Source organism: Tenacibaculum retecalamus (assembly GCF_027941755.1).
Taxonomy (GTDB): Bacteria; Bacteroidota; Bacteroidia; order Flavobacteriales; family Flavobacteriaceae; genus Polaribacter; species Polaribacter haliotis_B.
Genome location: NZ_CP115916.1, coordinates 274322 through 299765, shown reverse-complemented (window position 1 = coordinate 299765; position 25444 = coordinate 274322). Strand labels below are relative to the sequence as shown.

Below are 25444 nucleotides of genomic sequence, written 5' to 3'. Positions count from 1 at the left end.
TACTATGCTTCCGCTAACATTTTCTCACCATAATCAATAGCTTCCTGAATAGAACCTCTTAAGTTAAATGCTGCTTCTGGATACTTATCTAACTCACCGTCCATAATCATATTAAATCCTTTAATAGTGTCTTTAATATCAACTAAACAACCAGGTATACCTGTAAACTGTTCAGCTACGTGGAATGGCTGAGATAAGAAACGCTGTACACGACGTGCTCTGTGTACTACTAACTTATCTTCTTCAGATAATTCTTCCATACCTAAAATGGCGATAATATCTTGTAATTCTTTATAACGTTGTAAAATCTCTTTTACTTTTGTTGCTGTATTATAATGCTCGTCTCCTAATACTTCAGCAGATAAAATTCTTGAAGTAGAATCTAAAGGGTCTACTGCAGGATAAATACCTAATTCGGCAATTTTACGAGATAATACTGTTGTTGCATCTAAATGCGCAAACGTTGTTGCTGGTGCTGGATCTGTTAAATCATCTGCAGGTACATAAACTGCTTGTACAGATGTAATAGAACCTTTCTTAGTAGAAGTAATACGCTCTTGCATTGCTCCCATTTCTGTAGCTAATGTTGGTTGGTATCCTACTGCTGATGGCATACGACCTAATAAGGCTGATACTTCAGAACCTGCTTGTGTAAAACGGAAGATATTATCTACGAAGAAAAGTACATCTTTTCCTTGTGCTTCTCCTGCTCCATCACGGAAATATTCTGCAATTGTTAAACCTGATAAAGCAACACGTGCTCTTGCCCCAGGTGGCTCGTTCATTTGTCCGAATACGAAAGTAGCTTTCGAATCTCTCATTCCTGGCTTATCTACTTTAGATAAATCCCATCCTCCTTCTTCCATAGAATGCATAAAATCATCACCATATTTGATAATTCCAGATTCTAACATCTCTCTAAGTAAATCGTTTCCTTCACGAGTTCTTTCACCTACACCTGCAAATACAGATAAACCTCCGTGCCCTTTTGCAATGTTGTTAATTAACTCTTGAATTAAAACTGTTTTACCAACTCCTGCTCCACCAAATAATCCAATCTTACCTCCTTTTGCATACGGCTCAATTAAATCAATTACTTTAATACCAGTAAATAAAACTTCTGTTGATACTGATAAGTCTTCGAATTTAGGTGCCTGACGGTGAATAGATAAACCTGCATCTCCTGTTTTAGGTAAGTTTCCTAATCCATCAATAGCTTCACCTGTTACGTTAAACAAACGACCATAAATATCGTTTCCTATTGGCATTTGAATTGGGCTTCCTGTAGCGATTACTTCTGTACCTCTACTTAAACCATCAGTCGCATCCATAGAAATAGTACGAACTGTATCTTCACCTATATGTTGTTGAACCTCTAATACTAAAATTGAACCATCAGCTTTTTTAATTTCTAATGAATCGTAAATTTTTGGTAATTCAGTATTTCCTGTATTAAACTCAACATCGATAACTGGACCAATAATTTGAGAAACTTTACCTGTTATTGTAGACATTACTATATGTAATTAAAGTTATTTAATTTGCTATGTGAGCTTTAGCTCATTTTTCAAAGTGCAAAGGTAATTTTTTTAGTGGAATTTAAAAAGTCTTTCACGCTATTTTTACTAAAAATATTGCATAAAAAAAAGCCTCACTTCCATGAGGCTTTTAATATTATAAATGCTTTAATTAAATTATTTAGCTAATTTAATTTCAACACGTCTGTTCTGAGCTCTACCAGCTCTTGTTTTGTTATCAGCAATTGGGTAGTCTTCACCAAAACCTGCAGAAGTTAATCTTGCAGCAGCAACACCAGCTTTAGAAACTAAATAATCTAAAACAGCCTTAGCTCTTCTTTCAGATAATTTTTTATTACTAGCAGCTCTACCTTGGCTATCACTATGACCTTGAATGCTAAAGTTTGCTTTAGAATATTCTTTCATAATCGCAGCAATTCTGTCTAAGTTAGCAGTAACTCCAGGCTTAAACGTTGTTCTACCAGAGTTAAAGTAAATAGCTCTTGCGAAGTCATTTAATTTTTTCTCAGCAGCTTTTGTAATTAGTACTTCTGGACATCCATTGTTAGAAGCAACACCTGCTACATTAGGACACTTATCGTCTTTATCTAAAACGCTATCTCCATCAGTATCTGGCCAAGGACAACCTGCATTAGCAACAGGATCTGCAACAGTAGGACATTTATCTTTACCATCAACTACACCGTCTCCGTCAGTATCAGGACACCCGTTGTTAGCTTTTGTTCCTTTTTCAGTAGGACAAGCATCGTCTTTATCAGCAATCCCATCACCATCTGCATCAGGACATCCGTTTAAAGCAGCTAAACCAGCAACTTCTGGACATGCATCATCAGCATCCTTAATACCATCATTATCAGTATCAGGACATCCGTTGAACTCTTCTAAACCAGCAACTTCTGGACAAGCATCATCTTTATCGAAAACACCGTCACCATCTGTATCAGTTCCTCCAAACTTAAACACTAGACCAACTGAATGCTGAAAGTGATCAGCTACATTATCAGAAAAACCACGTTTATATCCTGATTGAAAATTTAACCCTAAATTGTCATTAAACCAAGTATTAAAACCAAAACCTCCGTTTAACATACCTTCAGATCCTTCAACAATTGTAGAATTATCATCAGCTATATTAACACCATTAGTGTAACCCCCACCTAAATAAACATAAGGATCAAACCAAGAAGTTTCTCCGAACAAATTATTTAAGTCATACTTTACATTTGCATCAATAGCCCAATAAAGTTCATCTGTATCATTTTCGCCTCTAAAAGTTTCAATTTTATTTAAAGACCCTGCTAATTGCAAAGTAAAACCATCGTTTAAGTACTTATCAACAGTTACTCTTGAGATTGAAGGTAATACATTCCAATCTGTAGTCCCAGCGTAATCTTTAGCAATATTCTCTGCATTATTACTTTTCCCCCACGGGTATTTAAAGTCAACAACGTTAACTCCGAATCCAACCACCCAAGGATTATCAGAATCTTGTGCGTTTACCGTCCCTAAAGTAGCGAACGTAAACAAAGCTATCACAGCTAATTTGATTTGTTTCATTATAAAAAATTTAAATTAAAAGTTCGTTTATATTAAGCAAATGTAAGTTGTTAAAACTTATTTACAAAAGTAAATCTATAAAAACTTGCATTTATTGTAAGTTTTTATAGATTTACTTTAAATGACACCCAACTCTTTACCTACTTTTACAAAGGCTTTAATTGCTTTGTCTAAATGTTCTTTTTCGTGCGCCGCTGACAATTGCACACGTATTCTCGCTTTTTCTTTTGGTACCACAGGAAAGAAAAAACCAATTACATAAATCCCCTCTTCTAATAATTTATTTGCCATATTCTGAGAAAGCTTTGCATCATATAACATAACAGGTACAATTGCGGCATCGGCCCCTACTAAATCGAAACCTGCTTTTTCCATTTCTGTTCTAAAGTAATTGGTATTCCATTCTAACTTATCTCTTAAAGAGGTATCGTTAGAAATTAAATCAAAAACTTTTAATGCTCCTCCTACTAAAGAAGGCGCTAATGAGTTTGAAAATAAATACGGACGAGAACGTTGACGTAATATTTCGATAATTTCTTTTTTACCTGTCGTATAACCTCCCATTGCACCACCAAGTGCTTTTCCTAAAGTACCGGTTACGATATCAACACGATCCATTACATTTTTAAGTTCAACAGTACCACGGCCTGTTTTACCTATAAATCCGGTGGCGTGACACTCATCAACCATTACCATTGCATCGTATTTATCCGCTAAATCACAAATTTCATCAAGCTTTGCTACAATTCCATCCATAGAAAAAACTCCGTCAGTAACAATAATCTTAAAACGATGTTCTTGCTTATTTGCTTCAATCAACTGCGCTTCTAAAGAACTCATGTCATTATTATCATAACGATAACGAGCTGCTTTACACAAACGAACTCCGTCTATAATAGAAGCATGATTTAAACTATCTGAAATAATAGCATCATCTTTTGTTAATAAAGGTTCAAAAACGCCACCATTTGCATCAAAAGCAGCAGCATACAATATCGTGTCTTCAGTTGTATAAAATTCTGCAATTTTTGCTTCTAGTTGTTTATGAATATCTTGAGTTCCACAAATAAAACGTACAGACGACATTCCGAAACCATGCGTATCCATAGTATCTTTTGCTGCTTGAATTACCTCAGGATTATTTGACAATCCTAAATAGTTATTAGCACAAAAATTAATTACCTCCTCGCCAGTTGCTATTTTTATAGCAGCATCTTGAGATGATGTAATAATACGTTCTGACTTATACAATCCGGCATCTTTAATTTCCTGAATTTCTTGCTGTAATTGTTCTTTTATTTTTCCGTACATAATTTATATTTTAGTTACATCTACAATCGATGTGGTATTTATATTTAAAGGGTCAAAGTTAATTGTTAAACTTCTTCAACCAAAATTTCTTCATTAATATATATGAGTAGTTTTTTATCAACCTTAAAATCCATCGATTTTAACACACGTTCATATCGTAATAATTGTTGGTGATAACTCTTGGATGGCTTTCCTGTTTTATAATCTATAATAGTTACTGCATTATTCGTATCAAGTACCAATCGATCGGGAATTAAAATCTGATTATCAACATCAACAATTTCACGCTCATTATATATAGTTACTTCGTTTGAATAATAATGTTGCAAATCTGAATGACTTACAATTTTATTAATATCCGTTTTAATCGTTTTTGCTTGCTCTTTATCTATTACACCTTGTTGCTCATATTGATTCACTATTTTTTCTACATCACGCTCTGTTGAAATTTTCGCCATCATTTCGTGAATCAAGTTACCAAACTCAATTGCTTTACCTTGCTCAGTATTCCAAAGTTTTGAAGCACTTGCCAACATATGAATATTGTGTTCTTGCCAAGGTGTTGATATAAATTCTTCTTGAATCGCTGCCAAAGAAGTAATTTCTTTACGCTCACTAGTTCTTGATAAATTCCCAAAAGAGTATTCTAACTGATCATTATTCCATAGATTTTTTTCTTTTAGATAATTGATAAATATTCCTGAATAAAAATTGATATTCTCTTCTCCTTTAGCTGTAATTTTATATTCGGTAATAATATGTAGCTGCTCTACCGAACGCGTTAAAGCAACGTATAAAAGATTAAAATTATCTAACTCTAGTTCTTCTCTTTGTTGGTCGTATATCTCTAAACTTCGCTCGTTTATAGCTTTTAAATCTTTATTAAACGGCACTAACAATTCCTTGAAATTTTCAAAATCGATAGGTAAATCATCCAACCATATTTTAGGATTTATTTGCCTGTAAATTTCTAAATCGTACGGAAAAATAACCACCGGAAATTCTAGTCCTTTCGATTTATGAATCGTCATTACCTGAACAGCGTTTCCACTTTCGGGAGCCACAATGCTTAAATTTGCTTTTTTATCTTCCCAAAAATCTAAAAACTCCTGAATACTCGTTCCTTTTCTTTGCTGTTCTAAAACCACATCTAAAAAGAATTGCACATAGGCATCTGAAGAGTTTATTAATTTAAAACTTCGGATGATTTCCTCTACTTTTTCATAAAACGGTAATTGATGAAAATCTGCTAATTCAAAAGAAACTTGATAGTTTGCTAGCTCTTTAAAAATCGCATCATTCGGCTGATGAATCATTGCTGATATAAAAGCATGTTTTTCCGTTTTCAACGCTAAATGATCATGTAAGAAATACAAAACTTCTAACAGTGCTTCTTTATCATTCGGATGTTGAATTACTTGTAAAACATCAACAATAAAATTTACTTTCGAGCTGTTTTGCAACAACAACGTTTCTGAAGAAATAATGTTAATTCCGTTTTCAGATAAATAATTTGCAACTGCAATTCCATCTTTTTTCTTACGGACTAATACACAAATTTCATTTAAAGAAAAATCGGCTTCTAAACTTTTAATTGTTTCTAATATTTTCTTCGGATATTTTAAAACCTCATCCTCTTTTTCTTCTTCCTTATCTAAAAAAGACAACGAAACGTATCCACCTTTTTTTGCTGTCGTTAATTGCTTGTTTCCATCAACAAATAACTGCTTATAATTTTCATTTTGAAGAAAATTTGAAGTATGCTGAAAAAACTGATTGTTAAAATCTATTACCTCTGTATAGCTTCTATAATTAGTCTCTAGTGTTTTTATTTCTTTCGGAACATGAAACGGATTCTCAACATCTGATCCTAAAGAAATAAACTGCTCTGCTTTACCGCCACGCCAACGATAAATAGCTTGTTTACCATCACCAACCAACAATAAATTACTTTTTTCTTGCGCTAATGCATTGTCGATTAACGGAATTATATTTTGCCATTGTAACACCGATGTATCTTGCATCTCATCAATAAAATAATGCATAAATCGCTGTCCGATTCTTTCATAAATAAATGGCGCAGGTTGGTCTTTTATATTGTCAGAAATTAATTGATTAAACTCGGCATTTAATCGGATATTATTTTCTTCTTTTATATGTGTTAATTCTAAATTAATATGATTTAAAACTGCTAAAGGAATGATGCTTTTTAATGCCAATTTGTTCATTAAAAATTGCTGATACAATTCTTCTGATTGACTGTATAAATTCAACAATTCTGGCAAAACACTTTCAATAGTACTTTTTATGTCGTCTGATTTTGACTTTGCATAAAAATTATTTTCTTCGATACGTTCGCGAAGTTTTGAATCTTCGAAAAACTTTGCTTTCTCTGGATTTTGAGATAACGCCAAAAAATGATTCGGCAACATCGATCGATAAAAATCTTTATGATTTATTTGTGCCGTTTCTATAATCGCTATTCCCTGATTACCAATATCTACAAATCGAGTTTTTATCTCTTTTTGATGTTTAGAAAGTTTAGTTTTTAAGTTCGTAAAATCAGCTAGTTTTTTATCCGCCAGTTTTCTAAAATGCCTCGTATCGTCTTCATTTAATAAAATTCTAGAAAACTCATTTAGCTCCAACGAAATATCCCACGATTTATCATCATCTGCTTTATCAAGTGAAAAATCAATTAATAATTTCGTTAAATCTTTATCAGTTCCAATTTTAGAAATCAATACATCAACAGCTTCATTTAATAAAGAAACAGCATCCATTTCAACCTCAAAATTTAGCGACAATCCTAAATCGTACGCAAAACTTTTAATTATTTTATGCGTAAAACTATCAATCGTAGTAATTGAAAAAGCGGAGTAGTTTTGTAAAACAGCGTCTAATATTTTCTTACTTCTGTCTTTAACGGTTTGTTTATCAATTTTAATTTCATTGATAATAAGTTGAAACAAATCGTTTTCTTTTCCTTCAGAGAATTCTTGTAGATTTTCTAATACACGCTCTTTCATTTCACCAGCAGCTTTGTTGGTAAATGTAATCGCTAATATTTTCTGAAAAGTGAAAATATCATCAGAACTCAATAAAACTTTTAGATATTCTTTTACAAGCGTAAACGTTTTTCCGCTACCAGCAGAGGCATTGTACACTTCAAAATTAGAAGAATTTTGCACAGAGTATTTTTTTTATGCAAAGTAATCTATTTAGAGAAAATAAGAAAGCAGAGAACAGAAATATTGTTGTTTACCCTCTAAACAAAAAGAAATCTTTTTTCATCGATTCAATTTTAGAATCGTCATTTGTTATAATATAATCTATTGCTTTTTCGGTAAAGGTTTTTCCTTTTTTGGTAAGTGATATAATTTGATTTTCTATAACAATCATATTATTTTTTCTAGCTAAATCTACTACCGATTTTGCTTTTATTTTATGCCAATTTATATGCTCATTTAAATGATTAATATGTCTTTCTCTTTTTTCAGTATGATTATTTAAGTGCAACAAAAAAGTAAGCAATTGCACTTCTTTTTGTTGTTGCCTGTTTCTATAAATTACTGAAATTAAACCTCTATTGGGAGCCAATAAATACACAAAAAAGAAAATTAAACCAAGCATACTAATCATAGATCCAGATATTGAAGCATCTAACCAATGCGCTACCCAATAACCCGAAATGGCCGAAAACACACCAAATAGCCCTGAAAAAACCAACATTTTCTTTAAATCATTCGTTAATAAATAAGCGGTGGCCGCTGGCGCAATCATTAAAGCAACTACTAATATTGCTCCGACCGCATCAAAAGCCCCAACAGTTGTTATAGATGCCACACTCATTAATCCGTAGTGAATTACAATTGGCGAAAAACCTAAGGCTGTTGCCAAACCAGCATCGAACGTGCTTATTTTTAGCTCTTTAAAAAAAGCGATTAAAAGGCTTAAAGTAATTACTAATATTGTTCCTATAATCCATAATGATTTCGATCCGATATCTGTTCCGTTAATTAATAACCGATCAAACGGAGCAAAAGCCAATTCACCCAACAAAACAGCATCTACATCTAAATGAACATCGTTTGCATTTTTGGCAATTAAAAGTACACCAATACTAAACAATGCTGGAAATACTAAGCCAATTGCAGTATCTTCTTTTACCAATTTTGTTTTCTGAATATACTCAACTAACACCACAGTTAAAATTCCTGATAAGGCTCCCATTAAAATTAATAAAGGTGAATTTAAATCGTGTGTGATAAAAAAACCGATTACCAAACCAGGTAAAATCGAATGGCTAATAGCATCGCTAATTAATGCCATTTTTCGTAAAACCAAAAACACACCAGGTATTGCACAAGCAACTGCTACTAAACTTGCTATTAATTGTATTTCTATCTGAGCACTACTCATTTTCTATATGTTGATTATATAAATTACCTGCGAACTGATATCCTTCTTCCGTCATTGACCACATTTTACCTTGTACTTTTATATATTCTTTCTCTTCTAGTTTTTTTAAAGTACCTCTTGTATATCCTTGGAAGTTATTTAAAATTCTTACCGCATGCGGATGTGATTTATCTTCGTGTGTCTTAACAAGGTCGAACATAAAAGACAAGGTTTTATGCAACTGTAAATCGCGTCTGTTCTTTAAAAAACGAATCTGACGAAAAAGCAATCCCCTTGAAGGTGAAAAAATAAATGAAAACACTACAAATACTGCGGCAACCAACACAATTACAGGCCCTGTAGATAAATTAGATTGACTTGCGCTAATTCCCGTACCCACAACACCGGCAAGCGAACCAAAAACAGCTGCTAAAACAACCATGGTACTTAAACTGTTTGTCCATTGACGTGCTGCTGCTGCTGGCGCTAATAACATGGCACTCATTAAAACAACGCCTACTGTTTGCAATCCTAAAACAATTGCTAACACAATGAAACAGGTTATTAAAGCATCAATAAATTTTATATTAAACCCTAAGGTTTTTGCATAATCTGCATCAAATAATAAGAGTTTGAATTCTTTCCAGAAGAGCAATAATACCGCTAAACAAATCGCTGTAACTATTGCCATAAACCAAACATCTTTAATTAGCAATGTTGCTGCCTGCCCAAACAGAAATTTATCTAAACCTGACTGATTTGCATTTGGTAATTTCTGAATAAAAGTTAAAAGTAACATTCCGAATCCGAAGAAAACAGAAAGAATAAGACCTAAAGCTGTATCTGTTTTTAAATGCGTGTTTTTTACAATTCCGCGTATCCAAAAGGCTCCTATTAATCCACTTATCAAAGCTCCTAGTAACAAAATATTAGTATCTTTTGTCCCTGTAATTAAAAACGCAATGGCAATGCCCGGAAGTGATGCGTGTGAAATTGCATCGCCCAATAAACTTTGTTTTCTTAACACTGCAAAACTACCTAACATACCACAAATAGCACCTAAAATTGCAGTACCAATAGTAATTGTTCGAAGTGTATAATCTGTAAAAACGAGTTTAAAATATTCAGGAAAGTCGATAGTCGTTAGCTTTTAGAGGTTAGTATTTTTGTTTCGTAAATATTTTTGCAAACCTATTATCATTTTTGAAAGTTCTACTAATTTCTCACGAATCTCATTTTCAGATTCTTCAGAAATAAAATTTTGTCGTTTTGCAATCGAAACACAAACTACACATTCATTTGTAGAACCTAATGCTATTTGTAAAAATCTATTAAACTGTTTGTCTGTATCTGCTGAGCCTTCAGCAATATTCAATGCAATAGAAACAGCTGCTCTATTAAATTGAGGTTTTAATCCAAAACGTTCTGTATCTGGAAAATTATTTGATGTTTCATAAGAAAAATCGACAAATTCAAGTGCTTTTTGATACACTTTCAAATCTTCAAACTTGAATTTTATTTTTCCCATTTTTATTGATTTTTTTCTTTTCTAACCACTACTCACTAAAATCTAAAAAAACTTACTGCTGCACACTTACTTTATAATTAATTCCGTAAGTTTTTGTTAGGTTATCATCATTGAAAATTTCTTTAACGAGTACCTGTTGCTATTTTTTTTACGTTTAAAAAAGTTACCCAGTCGAAATATTCAGGAACCGTTTGCAAATCGTGATGTACTACAACCACTGTTTTTCCTGCTTTTCGCAATTCTTTTAAAATATTGATAATAGTAATTTCTGTAGTTGCATCTACCCCCTGAAAAGGTTCATCCATAAAATAGATAGCTGCATCTTGTGCCAATGCTCTCGCCAAAAAAACACGTTGTTGTTGCCCACCTGAAAGCTGGGAAATTTGTCGGCTTTTAAAAGCTAGCATCCCTACTTTTTCAAGCGCTTCTAATGCTGTTTTTTTTTGTGATTTCCCTGGACGTTTTATCCAGCCTAAACTTCCATAAGTTCCCATCATAACCACATCTAAAGCTGTGGTAGGAAAATCCCAATCTACACTTCCTTTCTGCGGAACATACGCAACTAATTTTCGTTGTTTATCATAAGGTTTTCCATAAATAGAAACACTTCCGGCAATTGGATTTATAATTCCTAAAATAGATTTTATCAACGTAGATTTCCCAGCACCGTTTGGATCAACGATTGCCATTAAAACTCCTTCTGGAATAGCCAAATCAATATCCCAAAGTACCGGTTTATAGTTATAAGCAACTGTTAAATCATCAACTGTTACTGCGTATTTTGTTTCCATATTATTTTAATGCGTTAACAATCGTATTTACATTCGCTTTATACATACCTATATAAGTTGCTTCTTCTGTTCCTGCACTTCCTAATGCGTCAGAATATAAGGTTCCGCCAATTACCACTTCTTGATCTTTAGATTTTACTGCTGCCTGTAAAGCTTCAATAGTTCGTTTTGGCACAGAACTTTCTACAAAAATTGCTTTTACGTTATTTTCTATAATAAACTTCGCTAACTTCTGAACATCCTGAACACCAGCTTCTGTTGCAGTTGATAATCCTTGTAAGCCTACAACATTAAATTGATGTTGATTTCCAAAATAATTAAAAGCATCGTGTGCAGTTACCAATATTCTTTTCTCTATTGGCAATTCGTTTATTTTGTTTTCAATCTCTTTATTTAAAGCTTTTAATTTCTCTAAATATTCTTTAGCATTTTGCTTATAAAAGGCAGCATTTTTAGTGTCTATTTCTGTTAATTTTTCTGCTACATACGATGTTATCTTACTCCAATTATTAATATCAAACCAAATATGAGGATCGTAATTTGAAGCGAACAACGCTGAATTTATCAAGTTTTTTTTATTAATTACATCAGAAACAACAATCGTTTTTTTATTTTGATGTTGCATTTTCTCAAAAACCTCTTCTAACTTTCCTTCTAAATGTAATCCGTTGTAAATAACAACATCAGCATTAAATAATTTTGAAACATCACCCTCGCTAGCTTTATACAAATGCGGATCTACTCCTGCACCCATTAAACCTTTAACCTCTAGTTTATCGCCTCCAATATTCTTTACTAAATCGGTAATCATCGTAGTCGTTGTAACTACTTTTAATTTATCATTTTCGTTTTTTGCTTTTTTACCACAACTTACTGCTAATAAGATTACAAATAATAATGCTATTCTTTTCATCTTAATTTTTTTGTATATAAATATTGTTTGCTACTTTGTTTGAAATCGTCATTTCTTTCTCGTTAATTTTTACTAAAAAAGAATCATCAAAAGGTTCTTTATCTAACACTTCGATATTGAGTCCTAATCCGATTTCTTGCTTGTCTAAAAAACGTAAAAATTCAGAAGAAGTATCGTTTACACCTACACAAACTCCTTTTTCGTTTTTTTGCAGGGTAGCTAACAAGCTTTTTTTTATTTGTGGTAAATTCCCGTCTTTATCAGGAATTGGATCTCCGTGTGGATCTCTTTTAGGATGTCCTAAAAAAGCATCTAACTCGTCTATTAATTTTGGCGATTTTATATGCTCTAATTGCTCTGCTACTTCATGCACTTCATCCCAAGAAAAATTAAGTTTTTCTACCAAAAAAACTTCCCACAAACGATGTTTACGAATAATACTCGCCGCAGTTTTTTTTCCGAGTTCGGTTAACGTAACACCTTGATACTTTTTATAAACAACCACTTCTTTATCAGATAGCTTTTTAATCATATCTGTTACCGAAGAAGCTTTTGTTTTTAATCGCTTAGCAATAGCATTTGTACTGATTCCTTTATCAGATATTGCTGCTAGGTGATAAATGGTTTTAATATAATTTTCTTCTGATTGGCTAAACATTGTATTTTTTTGACTTTACAAATATATAAATTTTCATTTATATAAAATAATTTTTAGTCTTATCTAAAAATTATTTTACCTTTGTGAAAAAATAATAAATAAAGTACCCATGAAAAATGCTGTTTTTTTAATTATTCTATTTACAACTACCATCGTAAAAGCACAAATAATTACAGGAAAAACAACCAATACAAAAGGAGAAACAGTTCCTTTTGTAAACATTATTGTAAAAGGAACAAACACCGGAACAACAACTGATGAAAACGGAAATTACACGATAGAAACATCAAAAAGTAAATTTGTTTTAATTGCTTCTTCTATTGGATTTTTATCAGAAAGAAAAAACATCCGCTTAAAATCATCCGAAGAAAAAAAAGTTGATTTTATTTTAACAGAAACTACCGAAATTTTAGATCAAATTACCGTAACGGGAACAAGAACAGACAGAAGAAGTACTAAAAACCCTGTAATTGTAAACGTAATTAACAGTGAAACTTTAGCAGACGTACAAGCATGCAACTTATCTGAAGGCTTAAAATTTCAGACTGGACTGCGTGTAGAAACCGATTGCCAAACTTGTAATTACACGCAATTACGTATGAACGGATTGGCAGGTGGTTATTCTCAAATATTAATAAATGGACGACCAATTTTTAGTCCGCTAACCGGTTTATATGGTTTAGAGCAAATACCTACCAATATGATAGATCGCATTGAAGTAGTTCGCGGTGGCGGATCTGCATTATACGGATCGAGCGCTATTGGAGGAACCGTTAATGTGATTACCAATGTTCCTAAAAAAGACGATTATAGTATTCAATATACTTATCAAAATTTTAAAGGAGCTTCAGATCATATCATTGCTGGTAATGCAACGGTTGTTAATGATGCTAAAAATGCTGGAATTTCTTTTTTTATCAACAATAGAGCTCGAGAAATTTACGATCACAATGGCGATAACTTCTCTGAATTACCACAATTAAAAAACAACTCATTTGGTACTAATTTATTTTTTTTACCGACAGAAAATCAGAAGTTAGAAATTAACTTCAGTAAAATGAATGAATACCGTTATGGTGGCGAAATGATTAAAAACACACCACATTTTGCGTTACAATCCGAAGAAAGAACACATGATGTATATGTTGGTAATATTGATTATCAAATTAATTTTAATGAAGATAAAAGCTCATTAATTACCTATTTTGCTTCTCAATACACCGCCAGAGATCATTACACAGGTATTCGCCCAGAAATAGGTACTCCAGAAGATACAGCGCATTTGGCAAATCCACCTTACGGGAATTCTGAAACGACAACTTATCAAGGTGGAATTCAGTTTAATCATAAACTAGAAGATTTCTTACAAGGAAATAATGTATTAACTATTGGTGGTGAATTTGTGCAAGATGATGTGTATGACGAAATTGATGCTTATAAATATGTTGTTGATCAGGTTACTAAAAACTATGGGTTTTTTTTTCAGAGTGATTGGGAAATAAACGAAAAGTGGAATTTACTTGCTGGTGTTCGTTATGATCATCATAAATTAAATGCTTTAAAAAGAGACGGAACCAAAAAATTAATAGCCAATAATGTGGCGAGTCCACGAGTTTCTTTACTTTTTAAACCTTTTGATAAAACACAAATAAGTGCCACTTGGGGAACCGGTTTTAGAGCGCCACAAGCTTTTGATACCGATTTACATATTGCCTTTGCAGGCGGCGGAATATCGAGAGTACAACTTGCTGATGATTTAAAAAGAGAACGCTCTAATAGTTATACCGTTTCTTTTAATTACGATCAACCAACAGAACATTATATATACGGCTTTACAGTTGAAAGTTTTTATACCAACTTAAATGATGCTTTCTTTTTAGAATTTATAGGGGAAGATGAATTTGGTGAAGTTTTTGAAAAAAGAAATGGTGATGGAGCTATTGTAAAAGGAATTACTTTAGAAACAAGATTAAACTATGACGGAATTTTTCAGTTTGACGCTGGTTTTACGTATCAATCAAGTAAATATAATACTGCCATTAATAATTCTGATGCTTTAAATCCGAAGAAAGAATTTTTACGCACTCCAACTACTTACGGATATGCAACAGCAACATATACACCAAATCAAAAATTTAAAACAGCCTTAAATTTAGTGTATACTGGCACCATGGATGTATTGCACCTAGCGTCAACTAACAACTTAATTGAAGATGAATATTTTAAATCTCCTAACTTCTTTAATGTAGGTATTAAAACAAGTTATAATTTTGAATTACAAAAGCTAGATAGTAATATCGAATTTTTTGTAGGTATTAAAAACGTTTTTGATGCTTATCAAACAAATTTCGATGTAGGCAAGGAACGTGATAGTAACTTTATTTACGATCCTGCAAACCCAAGAACTTACACTTTAGGCTTTAAAATATTTAAATAGCAAACTAATACATACAGCATACTGAAACCGTGTAGATTATATAATCTGCACGGTTTTTTCGTAATCTACAGTTAATATTCTCATAACAAAACAAGCTTTCATTAACATTTAAGAAACATTCTAATAAAACAAGCATAATTTGCCTGTAACATTAGCTTTACAATATAACGCCAGATTTGCAGTGTATTTAAGAACTCAAGTTAGTTATAATGAAAAAAATAATAGTGATTACTCTTTTAAGCCTTTGCAGCTTTGTTTATTCTCAAGACAAAGGAACTGTAGTTGGTACACTTACAGATAAAGAGATGAATAATGAAGCATTACCATTTGCGAATGTCTTTATAAAAGGAACCTCAATTGGTGCAACTACCGATTTTGATGGTAAGTATACACTTAATGTTCCAACAGGGAGCCAAATAATTGTATTTAGTTTTGTTGGATATCAAACCGTAGAAAAACAAATTGTTGTTAAAACAAATGAAACATTAACCCTTAACCAAGAATTAGGCGCCAACGAAGGTGTTGCTTTAGATGAAATTGAAATTAAAGCCAGTACAAGTAAAGATAAAGCGAGTGCTTTATTATTAGACCAAAAGAAAGCAATCGTAATTAAAGAAAGTATTGGAGCCGAAGAATTAGCTTCAAAAGGAATTTCTGATGCCGCTGGTGCAGTTGCTAAAATAGCCGGAGTATCAAAACAAGAAGGTTCTAGCAATGTATATGTTCGTGGTTTAGGTGATCGCTACTTAAACACAACAATGAACGGACTTTCATTACCATCAAACAATATTGCTAAAAAGAACATCGATTTAAATTTATTTCCTTCGGATATCATTCAAAATGTATCGATTAGCAAAGCGTACTCATCAAATTTTTACGGTGATTTTGCTGCAGGTAATATCGATATTTCTTCAAAAGAATACAATGGTAACGGTTTTGCAGAGGTAAGTATTAGCTCTGGCGTAAACTCAAGAGCAATGGGCGAAGACTTTAAAAAGAGTGAAGGAACTGGAGATTTCGGATACTACAACCGTTTTAAACATGATCCGTTTGCAGTCGTACTTTCTCATGGTGTAGATCCTGTAAATGGAGGAAATCCAATTAACAACGCTATTAGCTTTAACGCAGGTAAATCATTCAATTTTGAAAGTGGCGCAAGATTAAGTCTTTTTGGTACCGCTTCTTTTAGTAGAGCTTTTGAATATAGAGAAGGCTCAATTGCTGATTTTTCGAATGTATTTAAAAAAGAATATCCAAACGCAAAAGAATACAAATACTCAACATCTACCACAGCAATGGTAAGTGCTTTATATAGAATAAACAACGATAATAAGGTAAAATTCACCTCTTTATTCCTAAACAATTCTGGAGATGAAGTTGGATACTACGGATATAAAGGATTAGGAAAAAACAGAGATGCCTTAAGAAATACAGATGAAGGTTTTTATCAAATGAATGTTCAGTACAATCAAGATTTAGTTTTTGTAAATCAATTAACTGGAGAACACAAATTTGAAGATGACAAATTTAAAGTAAGCTGGGGAATTGGATACAACAATGTATTTGCTCACGAACCTGATAGAAAAAGAATTAGTATAGAAAACTTTCAACATACCTTGGATAACGACCCAAGTACTAATGCTGTTTTTTACACAAACAACTCATTTGACAACCAACGTTATTTTCAAAAAATTATAGACGAAGAATTAAACAGCAGAGTAAGTTTAGCTTATAAAGCTAATGAAAACTTAACTTTAAATTTCGGATATAACGGTAGAACTAAAGAAAGAGATTTTAAAAATATCAGGTATGGTTATGACATCTTAGATAAGCAATACGCTGTAACAGATGTAAATAATTTTAATGCTATTTTTAATATCAACAATGCTCAAATTTTAAAAAATCAAACAGGTAAATTATTTAAGTTAGATGTTTTTAGAAAGTTACCTTACTTTCAAAACAGTAATATTGCAAGCTTACCTGGTTTAGACGAAAACACCTACAACGGTACATTAAACATACATGCTGGTTTTATTTCTGCTGAGATTAAATCTGGTGAAAAATGGGTGTTTTCTCCTGGGATAAGAGTAGAATCTTTCAATCAAGATATTTCTTATAACGTAATTAATATCAATCCAAATGATCCTGGTTTTAGAAATGCTTCTGAAACATTTTTCTTACCAAGTTTAAATATTAAATACGCATTAAATGAAGATCAGAACTTACGTTTTAACTTCAGTCAAACAGTATCAGTTCCAGAATTTAAAGAAGTTGCCCCTTTTATTTACGAAGGTATAGGGCAAAGAGTGGGTGGTAATCCAGATTTATTAAACAATCCATCATACTCTAAAATATTTAATTTAGATGTAAAGTACGAGTGGTTTATCTCTAGAGACGAACTATTATCTGTCTCAGCATTTGGTAAACAAATTAACAACCCTGTAAACTTAGTAATTGCAAATAGTGCAGCAGGAGATCAACGTTATTTTAGATCAGGTGACAAAGCAACTGTTGCAGGTATAGAACTTGAAGCTCGTAAGAACTTTGTAAAAAACGAAGATGATGACACTGTTTTATCTGCTGGATTCAACTTTACTTACATGTATACTCACCAAGATTTAAAAGAAAACGTAAGCGGAATTTCTGGTTACAGCACTACTTTTAATAGAGATAGCGATGAGCTACAAGGAGCGTCACCATTCTTAATAAATGCAAATATTAACTACACCCCAACCCACTTTAAAAACTATAAACCTATTACATCATTAGTTTTTTCTTATTTCTCTGACAGAATTGATGCCTTAGGAGCTGGTAAATTAGGAAACATAATAGAAAAAGGGATTCCGACTTTAGATTTTGTTTGGAAAAATAAATTTGGTGACAAATGGGATGTAACACTAAAAGCTAAAAACCTTTTAGATCCATCAATAAAAAGAGTACGAGAAAATACTTCAATAGGCGATGTAGTTTTATCTGAATACAAAAGAGGAACCAATATTAGCTTAGGACTTAAATATAAATTTTAACACAGAACATAACTTTAAACATAATTAAACTTTAAAAAAATGAAAAATAGAATTTTATTAGGATTAGCTTTAACTGCTACATTACTTACATCTTGTGTAGAAGATGGTACTGCAGATATTATTATCAACGACAACAGTACTACCAACAACAATAATGGTGGTGGGTCTACTAACAATGAGGTAATCACAATGCAAGGTAATTACACGGCAGATTTAACTTTAGATGCTACAAAATCTTATTTAATTACAGGTCCCGTAATTTTTGAAAACGGTACTACATTAACAATTCCTGCAGGAACAATTATTAAAGCTGCTGCAACTGGTGCAGATGTATATTTAGCAATCGCTCAAGGAGCGAAAATTATGGCAGAAGGTACTTCTAGCCAACCAATTATTTTTACATCTAACGCAACAACACCAAATGCTGGTGATTGGGGGGGATTAATTTTATTAGGAAAAGCACCTATCAATTCAGTAACTGGTGGTACTGCTACTTCTACTTCAGAAATTGCAAGTTTACCTTATGGTGGTGAAACTGCAAATGACGATTCTGGTGTTTTACGTTATGTAAGAGTAGAGTATTCTGGTGGTAAAGCTGATGGTTCTTCTGAAAACAATGGATTTTCTTTCTATGGTGTTGGTAACAATACTACAGTAGAATTTATTCAAATGTTCGAAGGAAAAGACGATGGTGTAGAGTTTTTTGGTGGTACAGTAAACGTAAGTAATGTTTCTGTAGTAAATGCTGAAGATGATTCTATCGACTGGACAGAGGGTTATACAGGAACAATTACAAACGCTTATGTAAAACATGGTACTGATCACGATAAAGGTTTTGAATGCGATGGTTACAATACTGATATCGGAAACTTATCTAGTTCTAACTTCTTTTCTAAGCCTACCGTTACAAACGTAACTATTGAAGGTTTAGGTTCAGGAACTGCTAATGAAGCTATCCGTTTAAGAGCTGGTACTCAAGGTATCTTTTCAAACATTTTATTAGTTGGTTTTGCCGAAGGATTTGACCTTGATGGTGACGCTACTGACAATCCTACTGGTAACGGAGTTACCTCTGGTGATTTAAAAGCTACGGATGTAAAGTTTGATGATGTAACTGTTAAAGTAAAAAACGACACAGGTGTTGCTTTTACTGATGCTCAATTTGTTACTGAAAACGCTGCAGCAACAGGTACAGATTATGCTACTTGGGGAGCTAACTGGACAAGACAATAAGAAATACATTTCTTAACTATTAAAAACTGAGCATAATTGCTCGGTTTTTTTGCATTTAATACTATAGGCAACGAAACTAAAAAACACTATTTTTGATACTACTTAAACCCTGTTTTTAAGTGCTTTGTTTACCATTAAAAAACGAGTATAATATTATTTAATTAGATTCCAAAAATGCCTCAAAAAAACGACTTAAAAGAAATAGCAAAACTCTTTTTTAAACTAGGGAGTATTGGTTTTGGTGGCCAGGCAGCTCATATTGCTATGATGGAAGATGAAGTAGTGAAAAAGAGACAATGGATGACCCAAGAACATTTTTTAGATCTTATAGGCGCCACTAATTTAATCCCTGGACCAAACTCAACAGAAATGACCATGCATTGCGGTCATGAAAGAGCAGGTTGGAAAGGATTAGTCGTTGCAGGCTTCTGTTTTATTTTTCCTGCGGTGATTATCACTTCAGTATTTGCTTGGCTGTATCAAGAATACGGACAGTTACCAAAGGTTGAACCTTTTATTTACGGTATAAAACCGGCAGTAATTGCTATTATTGTGATGGCAGGCTACAGACTTGGTAAAAAAGCAATTAAAAATACCGAATTGGCCGTTTTAGGAGCCATTGCATTAGTAACTTGTTTATTAGGCATTAATGAAATTCTAACACTTTTTGGCTGCGGTATACTTGGTTTAGGATTGTATTTCTTTAAAAGAAACAAAAACAATTTACATAATTTTATTCCGCTATTAGCCTTTCAGGCAAGTGAATTTGTAAACTTAAGTAACATAAAAATACTAGTAACCTTCTTAAAAATCGGAGCCATACTATATGGTAGTGGTTATGTATTATTTGCCTTTTTAGACTCCGAATTAGTAGCAAATGGCTGGTTAACTCGCCAAGTATTAATCGATGCTGTTGCTGTTGGTCAAATTACTCCTGATCCTGTTTTATCTACCGCTACTTTTATCGGGTGGCAACTAAACGGAATAATTGGTGCAATTGTAGCTACAATCGGTATTTTTTTGCCCTCATTTATATTTGTGTTGGTATTGAATCCATTAATACCAAAAATGAGGAATTCTAAAATTATTCGTTCGGTTTTAGACGCAGTTAATGTTGCTGCCGTAGCTTTAATTATAGCTGTTTGTATAAATATGGCAAAAGATACTTTAGTAGATTGGCGAACGATTGTTATTGCTATTACTAGTTTAATTGTTGTTTTTGGCTTTAAAAAACTGAATAGTGCTTTTATAGTTTTAGGGGGGTCTATACTGGGTTATGCATTGACTTATATTTAGATTTTTGCTAATACTTTAATCGAACTTATATTGTTTGATTTAGAGTATCTTTGCAAAAAAAATAATCAATGCAATTTTCAGACTTACATCTTAATCCATCTATTTTAAAAGCATTAAGCGAAGAAAAATATCACACAGCTACGTTAGTACAGCAGAAAGTGATTCCGTTAGTGCTAGATAAAAAAGATGTAATTGTTGGTTCGCAAACAGGATCGGGTAAAACCGCAGCTTTTGCATTGCCTATTATCCATAATTTAGCGCAAGAATTAGCTTTAGTTCCTGAAAGAGGTCCTAAAAAAATAAAAGCTTTAATCGTAAGTCCTACCAGAGAATTGGCCATACAAATTGAAGAGAGTTTTAACACCTACGCAAAACATACCAACATACTTACCGGCGTTGTATACGGAGGAATATCAACAAAAGCACAAAAAGAAACTTTAGCAAAAGGAGTAGATGTTTTAGTAGCAACTCCTGGTCGTTTAATAGATCTTAATGAACAAGGAAGCATCGATTTAAGCTTATTAAAAACTTTTGTTTTAGATGAAGCTGATTTAATGTTAGACATGGGTTTTATTCAAGATGTTAAAAAGATTGAAGCCTTATGTCCTCGTAAAAAACAAACGCTTTTATGCTCGGCAACTATGCCCGAAAAAGTGAGTGATTTGGCAAAGCAAATGCTATATAAGCCAGAAACAGTTAACGTAATTCCTACTGATAACACGGTTAACAAAATTGGTCAACTATTATACTACACACCTAAAAAACATAAGGTAGATTTATGTTTACACTTACTACGTAATACAATACAAGGTCGTATTCTTATTTTTAGACGTACCAAATTTGGTGTTGATAAATTAGAGCAAACACTTATAAAAAACGGATATAAAGTAACAAGTGTTCACGGAGATAAAACACAAATTTTACGTAACCAAGCTATTGAAGATTTTAAAAGCAATAAAGTAAATATTTTAATTGCTACAGATGTTGCCGCTCGTGGTATTGATATTCATAAAATTGATGCCGTTATTAATGTAGATATACCAAATGTACCTGAAACGTATGTTCACCGAATTGGTAGAACTGGTAGAGCAGGAAAATCGGGTATTGCTTTTTCGTTTTGTAGTGCAGACGAGACTAGCTACATAAAAGAAATTCAAGAATTTTTAAAGAGACCTATAAAAATCATTGAAGATCACCCGTTTCTTTTAGTAAAACCAAAACACATAAAACAACCAAATACTATCAGTAAAAATAAAAAAGGACGTAAATCTGAAGCTTCTAAAAAAGAAGAAGAAACGCTGGTATTAATCCACTTACAAAATAAAAAATGCTCCGATAACAAAATAATATCGGAGCATTTTGTTTTAAATCAATTATTAATCGTAATATTGCAATATAATAATTAAACAATGGGACTTACCAAATCAGAAAAATTTACACCACAGCAAAACGATCTTGCTAAAATAGCTAAAGTGCTAGGCCATCCTGCTCGTATTGCTATTCTGCAACACTTATTTAAAATTAATTCGTGTGTTTGTGGAGATTTAGTAAATGAAATAGGATTGGCGCAACCTACCATTTCTCAGCATTTAAAAGAGTTGAAAAGTTTAAAATTGATAAAAGGTAACATCGAAGGAACCAGTGTTTGTTATTGTATTGATCAAGAGAATTGGACAACCATAAAATCTTTATTAAATAACTTTTTAAACCTCGACAGCGAATCGAATAATTGCTGTTAAAAAAATTTACAATTATCCATCGTAATATTACAATTAAAATAAAAAGACATGAAATTATCAGAAATTAAAAAACATTTAGCATCCTTAAAAACAATTGCTTTTCAATTACCAAATGGAGATTTAGTGCCAAACCATTTTCACGTAACAGAAGTTGGGCGTGTAACTAAAAACTTTATCGATTGTGGCGGAACTGTAAGAAACGAAGAAGTAGCAAACTTTCAGTTATGGGAAGCTGATGATTATGATCATAGATTGCATCCAGAAAAATTAACACATATTATTGAGCTGTCTGAAAAAGTATTAAATATTGCAGATTTAGATATTGAAGTAGAATATCAAGGCGCAACAATTGGTAAATATGGATTGGATTTTGACGGAACAAATTTCGTGTTAACGGCTACTAAAACGGATTGTTTAGCAAAAGATAACTGTGGTATTCCGCAAGAAAAGCCTAAAATGAAGTTAGCAGAAATACAAACACAAAATGCTTGTTCACCAGAATCAGGTTGTTGTTAATATACTAAATTGATAAAAATGTATCCAGCTATAAATAAAACAATATTGGATTTACCTTTTGTTTCCGAAGAAAGAAAACAAATATTGAATCCTTTACTACAATACATTCAGGAAAAAGCGACTAAAAAAGAGCCTATAAATCTTAATTTTATTTGCACCCATAACTCAAGAAGAAGTCACTTAGCACAAGTTTGGGCGCAAACTATGGCGCATTATTATACGGTTTCTTTTGTGAATAGTTATTCGGGCGGTACCGAAGCTACAAATATGAATAGTACAATTGTTGCGACATTAAGAGATAACGGGTTTAAAATTGAATCATTATCAGCAAACACAAACCCTGTTTATGCTATTAAACACAGTGATAACTTGCCTGCTATAATCGGTTTTTCTAAGAAATATGATGATGACTTTAATCCGGTTTCAGCGTTTTGTGCAATCATGACATGTTCGCAAGCAGATGGTGGCTGTCCGTTTATTTCTGGAGCAGAAAAAAGTTCCCAATTACTTTTGAAGACCCTAAAATATATGATAACACTCCGCAAGAAAAAGAAAAATATTTAGAGCGTAGTTTACAAATTGCAGCAGAAATGCACTATGTTTTTTCTGCTATAAAATAATTATGCTTTAAACTTCATCCCTAAATGGACAACTTTTTTAGTTTCAAAGAATTCTTCTTCAAAGAAATCTGGTAAATCATAAGTAGTTGCTGATGTATATTTTTCTAGCTCTTCGGTTAAATCACCACCTTTTAAATACAGAATACCGTTTTTTAAATCGTGGTTTTGTTTTTTGGCAATTTTTCCTTTTGTCCACCCAACAAAAGTTTCCATTTGCGCTACTGCTCTACTTACAATAAAATCATACGTGTCTTTTACTTCTTCAACACGACCATTCGTAGTTTTAACGTTTTGTAAACCTAAACCTTCAGCAACTTCGTTTACTACTTTTATTTTCTTACCAATAGAATCTACTAAATGAAATTGCGTTTCAGGAAATAAAATTGCTAATGGAATACCAGGAAATCCGCCACCTGTACCAACATCCATCACTTTAGAACCTGGTTTAAACTGCATAACCTTTGCTATTCCTAATGAATGTAATACATGTCGCAAGTACAATTCATCAATATCTTTACGCGAAACCACGTTAATTTTTAAGTTCCAATCCTCATACAATTCTTGTAGTTTAGAGAACTGTTCTAACTGTGTTTCAGTTAAATCGGTAAAGTATTTTTTTATAAGTTCCATTGATTATTTTTTTCGTTGCAAAAGTAAAAAACTAATTCGTAATAGTTAATTATCTAACAAAAGATATATTTCTTGTTAAAAAGTTACTACTAAGCAATAACCATCGAGTAAAAACGTTTATTTTTGCGATCCCTAATATACAATAAATGAAGACAATAAACTTCTCAAGGATAGACAACGCAAAGTTCTTTCGAACTCTAAATAAACGCGTTAACTCATATTTCAAAGAAAATAACATTAAGCGTACAGGTAATTGGAAACTATATTCTAAAGCAATTATCATGTTTGCTACTTTTTTAATTCCTTTTATTTTAATACTAACCGTTACAATGCCACAATGGCTTATGGCGCTACTTATTGTAGTTACAGGTATTGGTATGGCTGGTGTGGGTATGAATGTAATGCACGATGCTAACCACGAATCATTTTCGAGCAAAAAATGGTTGAATAAATTAATGGGAAGTAGTATTTACATTTTAGCAGGTAATGTGTATAATTGGAAAGTACAACACAATGTATTACACCATACATTTACCAATGTAAAAGGACATGATGAAGATATTGATGCGGGTAGAATTATCCGTTTCTCTAAACATTCTACTTGGTTACCAATACACAAGTTTCAAAAGTTTTACTCTATATTTTTATATGGATTATTAACTATTAACTGGGCTATAACTACCGATTTTAAACAAATGAGTAGTTATTTAAAACGTAAGTTATCGTACGGTAAATTTCCGAATCCTAAAGTAGAATGGACAAAATTAGTAATATCTAAAGTAGTTTATTATTCGTTGTGGATTGTATTGCCTTTATTGGTTGTAAATATTGCTTGGTGGAAAGTTTTGCTAGGTTTTTTTATTATGCATTATACAGCGGGTATGATTTTAAGTGTTGTTTTTCAATTAGCGCACGTAGTACCAAATACAAAAATGCCTTTACCTGATAAAGAAGGGAATTTAGAGCATACTTGGGCAGTTCACCAATTATACACAACCTCTAACTTTGCTCCTAAAAATTGGTTAGTTAACTTTTATACTGGCGGATTAAATCATCAGGTAGAACATCATATTTTTCCTCATATTTCTCATGTTCACTATAACAAATTAGCAAAAATTGTAAAGGAAACTGCGGAAGAGTTTAACTTACCGTACAACGAATACAAAACAATGTCGAGAGCTCTTATCGAGCACTTTAAACAATTAAGTTCTTTAGGTAAAGAGCCACAATTAGCATAAACAACACAACAA

The 25444-nt window shown here is 32.5% G+C and carries 18 protein-coding genes and 2 pseudogenes; 9 read left to right on the top strand and 11 right to left on the bottom strand.

The window, feature by feature from the left end; translation table 11 throughout:
• Positions 1–2 precede the first annotated feature (2 nt).
• From atpD to PG912_RS01365, 10 genes and pseudogenes are all read right to left on the bottom strand, one after another.
• Entirely contained in the window at positions 3–1514 is a 1512-nt protein-coding gene (atpD, locus tag PG912_RS01410; RefSeq protein WP_260584838.1) for a F0F1 ATP synthase subunit beta, read from the bottom strand.
• Positions 1515–1694: 180 nt separating this feature from the next.
• A complete protein-coding gene (locus PG912_RS01405; RefSeq protein WP_275688190.1) occupies positions 1695–3095 on the bottom strand; it encodes an OmpA family protein in 1401 nt (466 codons plus the stop codon).
• A gap of 117 nt (positions 3096–3212) precedes the next feature.
• Positions 3213–4406 carry a glycine C-acetyltransferase gene (gene kbl / locus PG912_RS01400; protein ID WP_275688189.1) on the bottom strand — a complete coding sequence of 398 codons (1194 nt, stop codon included), beginning with the start codon at positions 4404–4406 and terminating at the stop codon, positions 3213–3215.
• A gap of 65 nt (positions 4407–4471) precedes the next feature.
• The gene (locus PG912_RS01395; RefSeq protein WP_275688188.1) at positions 4472–7597 is read right to left on the bottom strand and encodes a UvrD-helicase domain-containing protein; all 3126 of its coding nucleotides are present in this window, start codon (positions 7595–7597) and stop codon (positions 4472–4474) included.
• A 70-nt stretch (positions 7598–7667) separates the two neighbouring features.
• Entirely contained in the window at positions 7668–8828 is a 1161-nt protein-coding gene (locus tag PG912_RS01390; RefSeq protein WP_275688187.1) for a metal ABC transporter permease, read from the bottom strand.
• A complete protein-coding gene (locus tag PG912_RS01385) occupies positions 8821–9945 on the bottom strand; it encodes a metal ABC transporter permease (protein WP_275689066.1) in 1125 nt (374 codons plus the stop codon). The genes PG912_RS01390 and PG912_RS01385 overlap by 8 nt, the downstream gene beginning before the upstream one ends.
• Before the next feature lie 12 nt (positions 9946–9957).
• On the bottom strand, positions 9958–10335 hold the full coding sequence (locus PG912_RS01380; RefSeq protein ID WP_260584843.1) for a four helix bundle protein: 378 nt from the start codon (positions 10333–10335) through the stop codon (positions 9958–9960).
• A 52-nt stretch (positions 10336–10387) separates the two neighbouring features.
• Positions 10388–11126: pseudogene (locus tag PG912_RS01375) on the bottom strand (metal ABC transporter ATP-binding protein).
• A gap of 1 nt (position 11127) precedes the next feature.
• Positions 11128–12039, bottom strand: coding sequence for a metal ABC transporter solute-binding protein, Zn/Mn family (locus PG912_RS01370; RefSeq protein WP_275688186.1), 912 nt, complete (start codon positions 12037–12039; stop codon positions 11128–11130).
• Position 12040: 1 nt separating this feature from the next.
• Complete coding sequence (locus tag PG912_RS01365) at positions 12041–12697, bottom strand: metal-dependent transcriptional regulator (RefSeq protein ID WP_275688185.1); 657 nt, start codon at positions 12695–12697, stop codon at positions 12041–12043.
• A gap of 109 nt (positions 12698–12806) precedes the next feature.
• Between PG912_RS01365 and PG912_RS01360 the strand changes: the two genes are divergently transcribed.
• The 8 genes and pseudogenes from PG912_RS01360 to PG912_RS01325 all read left to right on the top strand — a co-directional run bounded on the left by PG912_RS01360 (position 12807) and on the right by PG912_RS01325 (position 23564).
• Positions 12807–15134, top strand: a complete 2328-nt coding sequence (locus tag PG912_RS01360; protein WP_275688184.1) for a TonB-dependent receptor — start codon at positions 12807–12809, stop codon at positions 15132–15134.
• A 209-nt stretch (positions 15135–15343) separates the two neighbouring features.
• Positions 15344–18160, top strand: coding sequence for a TonB-dependent receptor (locus tag PG912_RS01355; protein ID WP_275688183.1), 2817 nt, complete (start codon positions 15344–15346; stop codon positions 18158–18160).
• Between the two features lie 39 nt (positions 18161–18199).
• Complete coding sequence (locus PG912_RS01350) at positions 18200–19393, top strand: multidrug transporter (RefSeq protein ID WP_275688182.1); 1194 nt, start codon at positions 18200–18202, stop codon at positions 19391–19393.
• A 174-nt stretch (positions 19394–19567) separates the two neighbouring features.
• Positions 19568–20689 carry a chromate efflux transporter gene (gene chrA / locus PG912_RS01345; RefSeq protein ID WP_275688181.1) on the top strand — a complete coding sequence of 374 codons (1122 nt, stop codon included), beginning with the start codon at positions 19568–19570 and terminating at the stop codon, positions 20687–20689.
• Between the two features lie 68 nt (positions 20690–20757).
• Entirely contained in the window at positions 20758–22095 is a 1338-nt protein-coding gene (locus PG912_RS01340; RefSeq protein ID WP_333780676.1) for a DEAD/DEAH box helicase, read from the top strand.
• A gap of 3 nt (positions 22096–22098) precedes the next feature.
• Entirely contained in the window at positions 22099–22428 is a 330-nt protein-coding gene (locus PG912_RS01335) for an ArsR/SmtB family transcription factor (RefSeq protein ID WP_275688180.1), read from the top strand.
• A 48-nt stretch (positions 22429–22476) separates the two neighbouring features.
• The gene (locus PG912_RS01330; protein WP_260585654.1) at positions 22477–22944 is read left to right on the top strand and encodes a DUF6428 family protein; all 468 of its coding nucleotides are present in this window, start codon (positions 22477–22479) and stop codon (positions 22942–22944) included.
• An 18-nt stretch (positions 22945–22962) separates the two neighbouring features.
• A pseudogene (locus PG912_RS01325) lies at positions 22963–23564 on the top strand (arsenate-mycothiol transferase ArsC).
• Here PG912_RS01325 and rsmG read toward each other — a convergent pair.
• Positions 23565–24194 (bottom strand): 16S rRNA (guanine(527)-N(7))-methyltransferase RsmG, encoded by a 630-nt coding sequence (gene rsmG / locus PG912_RS01320; RefSeq protein WP_260585652.1) that lies wholly within the window; start codon positions 24192–24194, stop codon positions 23565–23567.
• Between the two features lie 146 nt (positions 24195–24340).
• Here rsmG and PG912_RS01315 point away from each other — a divergent pair, with 146 nt between their 5' ends.
• The gene (locus PG912_RS01315) at positions 24341–25432 is read left to right on the top strand and encodes a fatty acid desaturase family protein (protein WP_275688179.1); all 1092 of its coding nucleotides are present in this window, start codon (positions 24341–24343) and stop codon (positions 25430–25432) included.
• Positions 25433–25444 lie beyond the last annotated feature (12 nt).

Excerpts from the sequence above, each read along its gene's own strand:
- atpD (WP_260584838.1), bottom strand. The coding sequence starts at position 1,514 with ATGTCTACAATAACAGGTAAAGTTTCTCAAATTATTGGTCCAGTTATC.
- PG912_RS01405 (WP_275688190.1), bottom strand. The coding sequence starts at position 3,095 with ATGAAACAAATCAAATTAGCTGTGATAGCTTTGTTTACGTTCGCTACT.
- kbl (WP_275688189.1), bottom strand. The coding sequence starts at position 4,406 with ATGTACGGAAAAATAAAAGAACAATTACAGCAAGAAATTCAGGAAATT.
- PG912_RS01390 (WP_275688187.1), bottom strand. The coding sequence starts at position 8,828 with ATGAGTAGTGCTCAGATAGAAATACAATTAATAGCAAGTTTAGTAGCA.
- PG912_RS01380 (WP_260584843.1), bottom strand. The coding sequence starts at position 10,335 with ATGGGAAAAATAAAATTCAAGTTTGAAGATTTGAAAGTGTATCAAAAA.
- PG912_RS01370 (WP_275688186.1), bottom strand. The coding sequence starts at position 12,039 with ATGAAAAGAATAGCATTATTATTTGTAATCTTATTAGCAGTAAGTTGT.
- PG912_RS01365 (WP_275688185.1), bottom strand. The coding sequence starts at position 12,697 with ATGTTTAGCCAATCAGAAGAAAATTATATTAAAACCATTTATCACCTA.
- PG912_RS01360 (WP_275688184.1), top strand. The coding sequence starts at position 12,807 with ATGAAAAATGCTGTTTTTTTAATTATTCTATTTACAACTACCATCGTA.
- PG912_RS01355 (WP_275688183.1), top strand. The coding sequence starts at position 15,344 with ATGAAAAAAATAATAGTGATTACTCTTTTAAGCCTTTGCAGCTTTGTT.
- PG912_RS01350 (WP_275688182.1), top strand. The coding sequence starts at position 18,200 with ATGAAAAATAGAATTTTATTAGGATTAGCTTTAACTGCTACATTACTT.
- chrA (WP_275688181.1), top strand. The coding sequence starts at position 19,568 with ATGCCTCAAAAAAACGACTTAAAAGAAATAGCAAAACTCTTTTTTAAA.
- PG912_RS01340 (WP_333780676.1), top strand. The coding sequence starts at position 20,758 with ATGCAATTTTCAGACTTACATCTTAATCCATCTATTTTAAAAGCATTA.
- PG912_RS01335 (WP_275688180.1), top strand. The coding sequence starts at position 22,099 with ATGGGACTTACCAAATCAGAAAAATTTACACCACAGCAAAACGATCTT.
- PG912_RS01330 (WP_260585654.1), top strand. The coding sequence starts at position 22,477 with ATGAAATTATCAGAAATTAAAAAACATTTAGCATCCTTAAAAACAATT.
- rsmG (WP_260585652.1), bottom strand. The coding sequence starts at position 24,194 with ATGGAACTTATAAAAAAATACTTTACCGATTTAACTGAAACACAGTTA.
- PG912_RS01315 (WP_275688179.1), top strand. The coding sequence starts at position 24,341 with ATGAAGACAATAAACTTCTCAAGGATAGACAACGCAAAGTTCTTTCGA.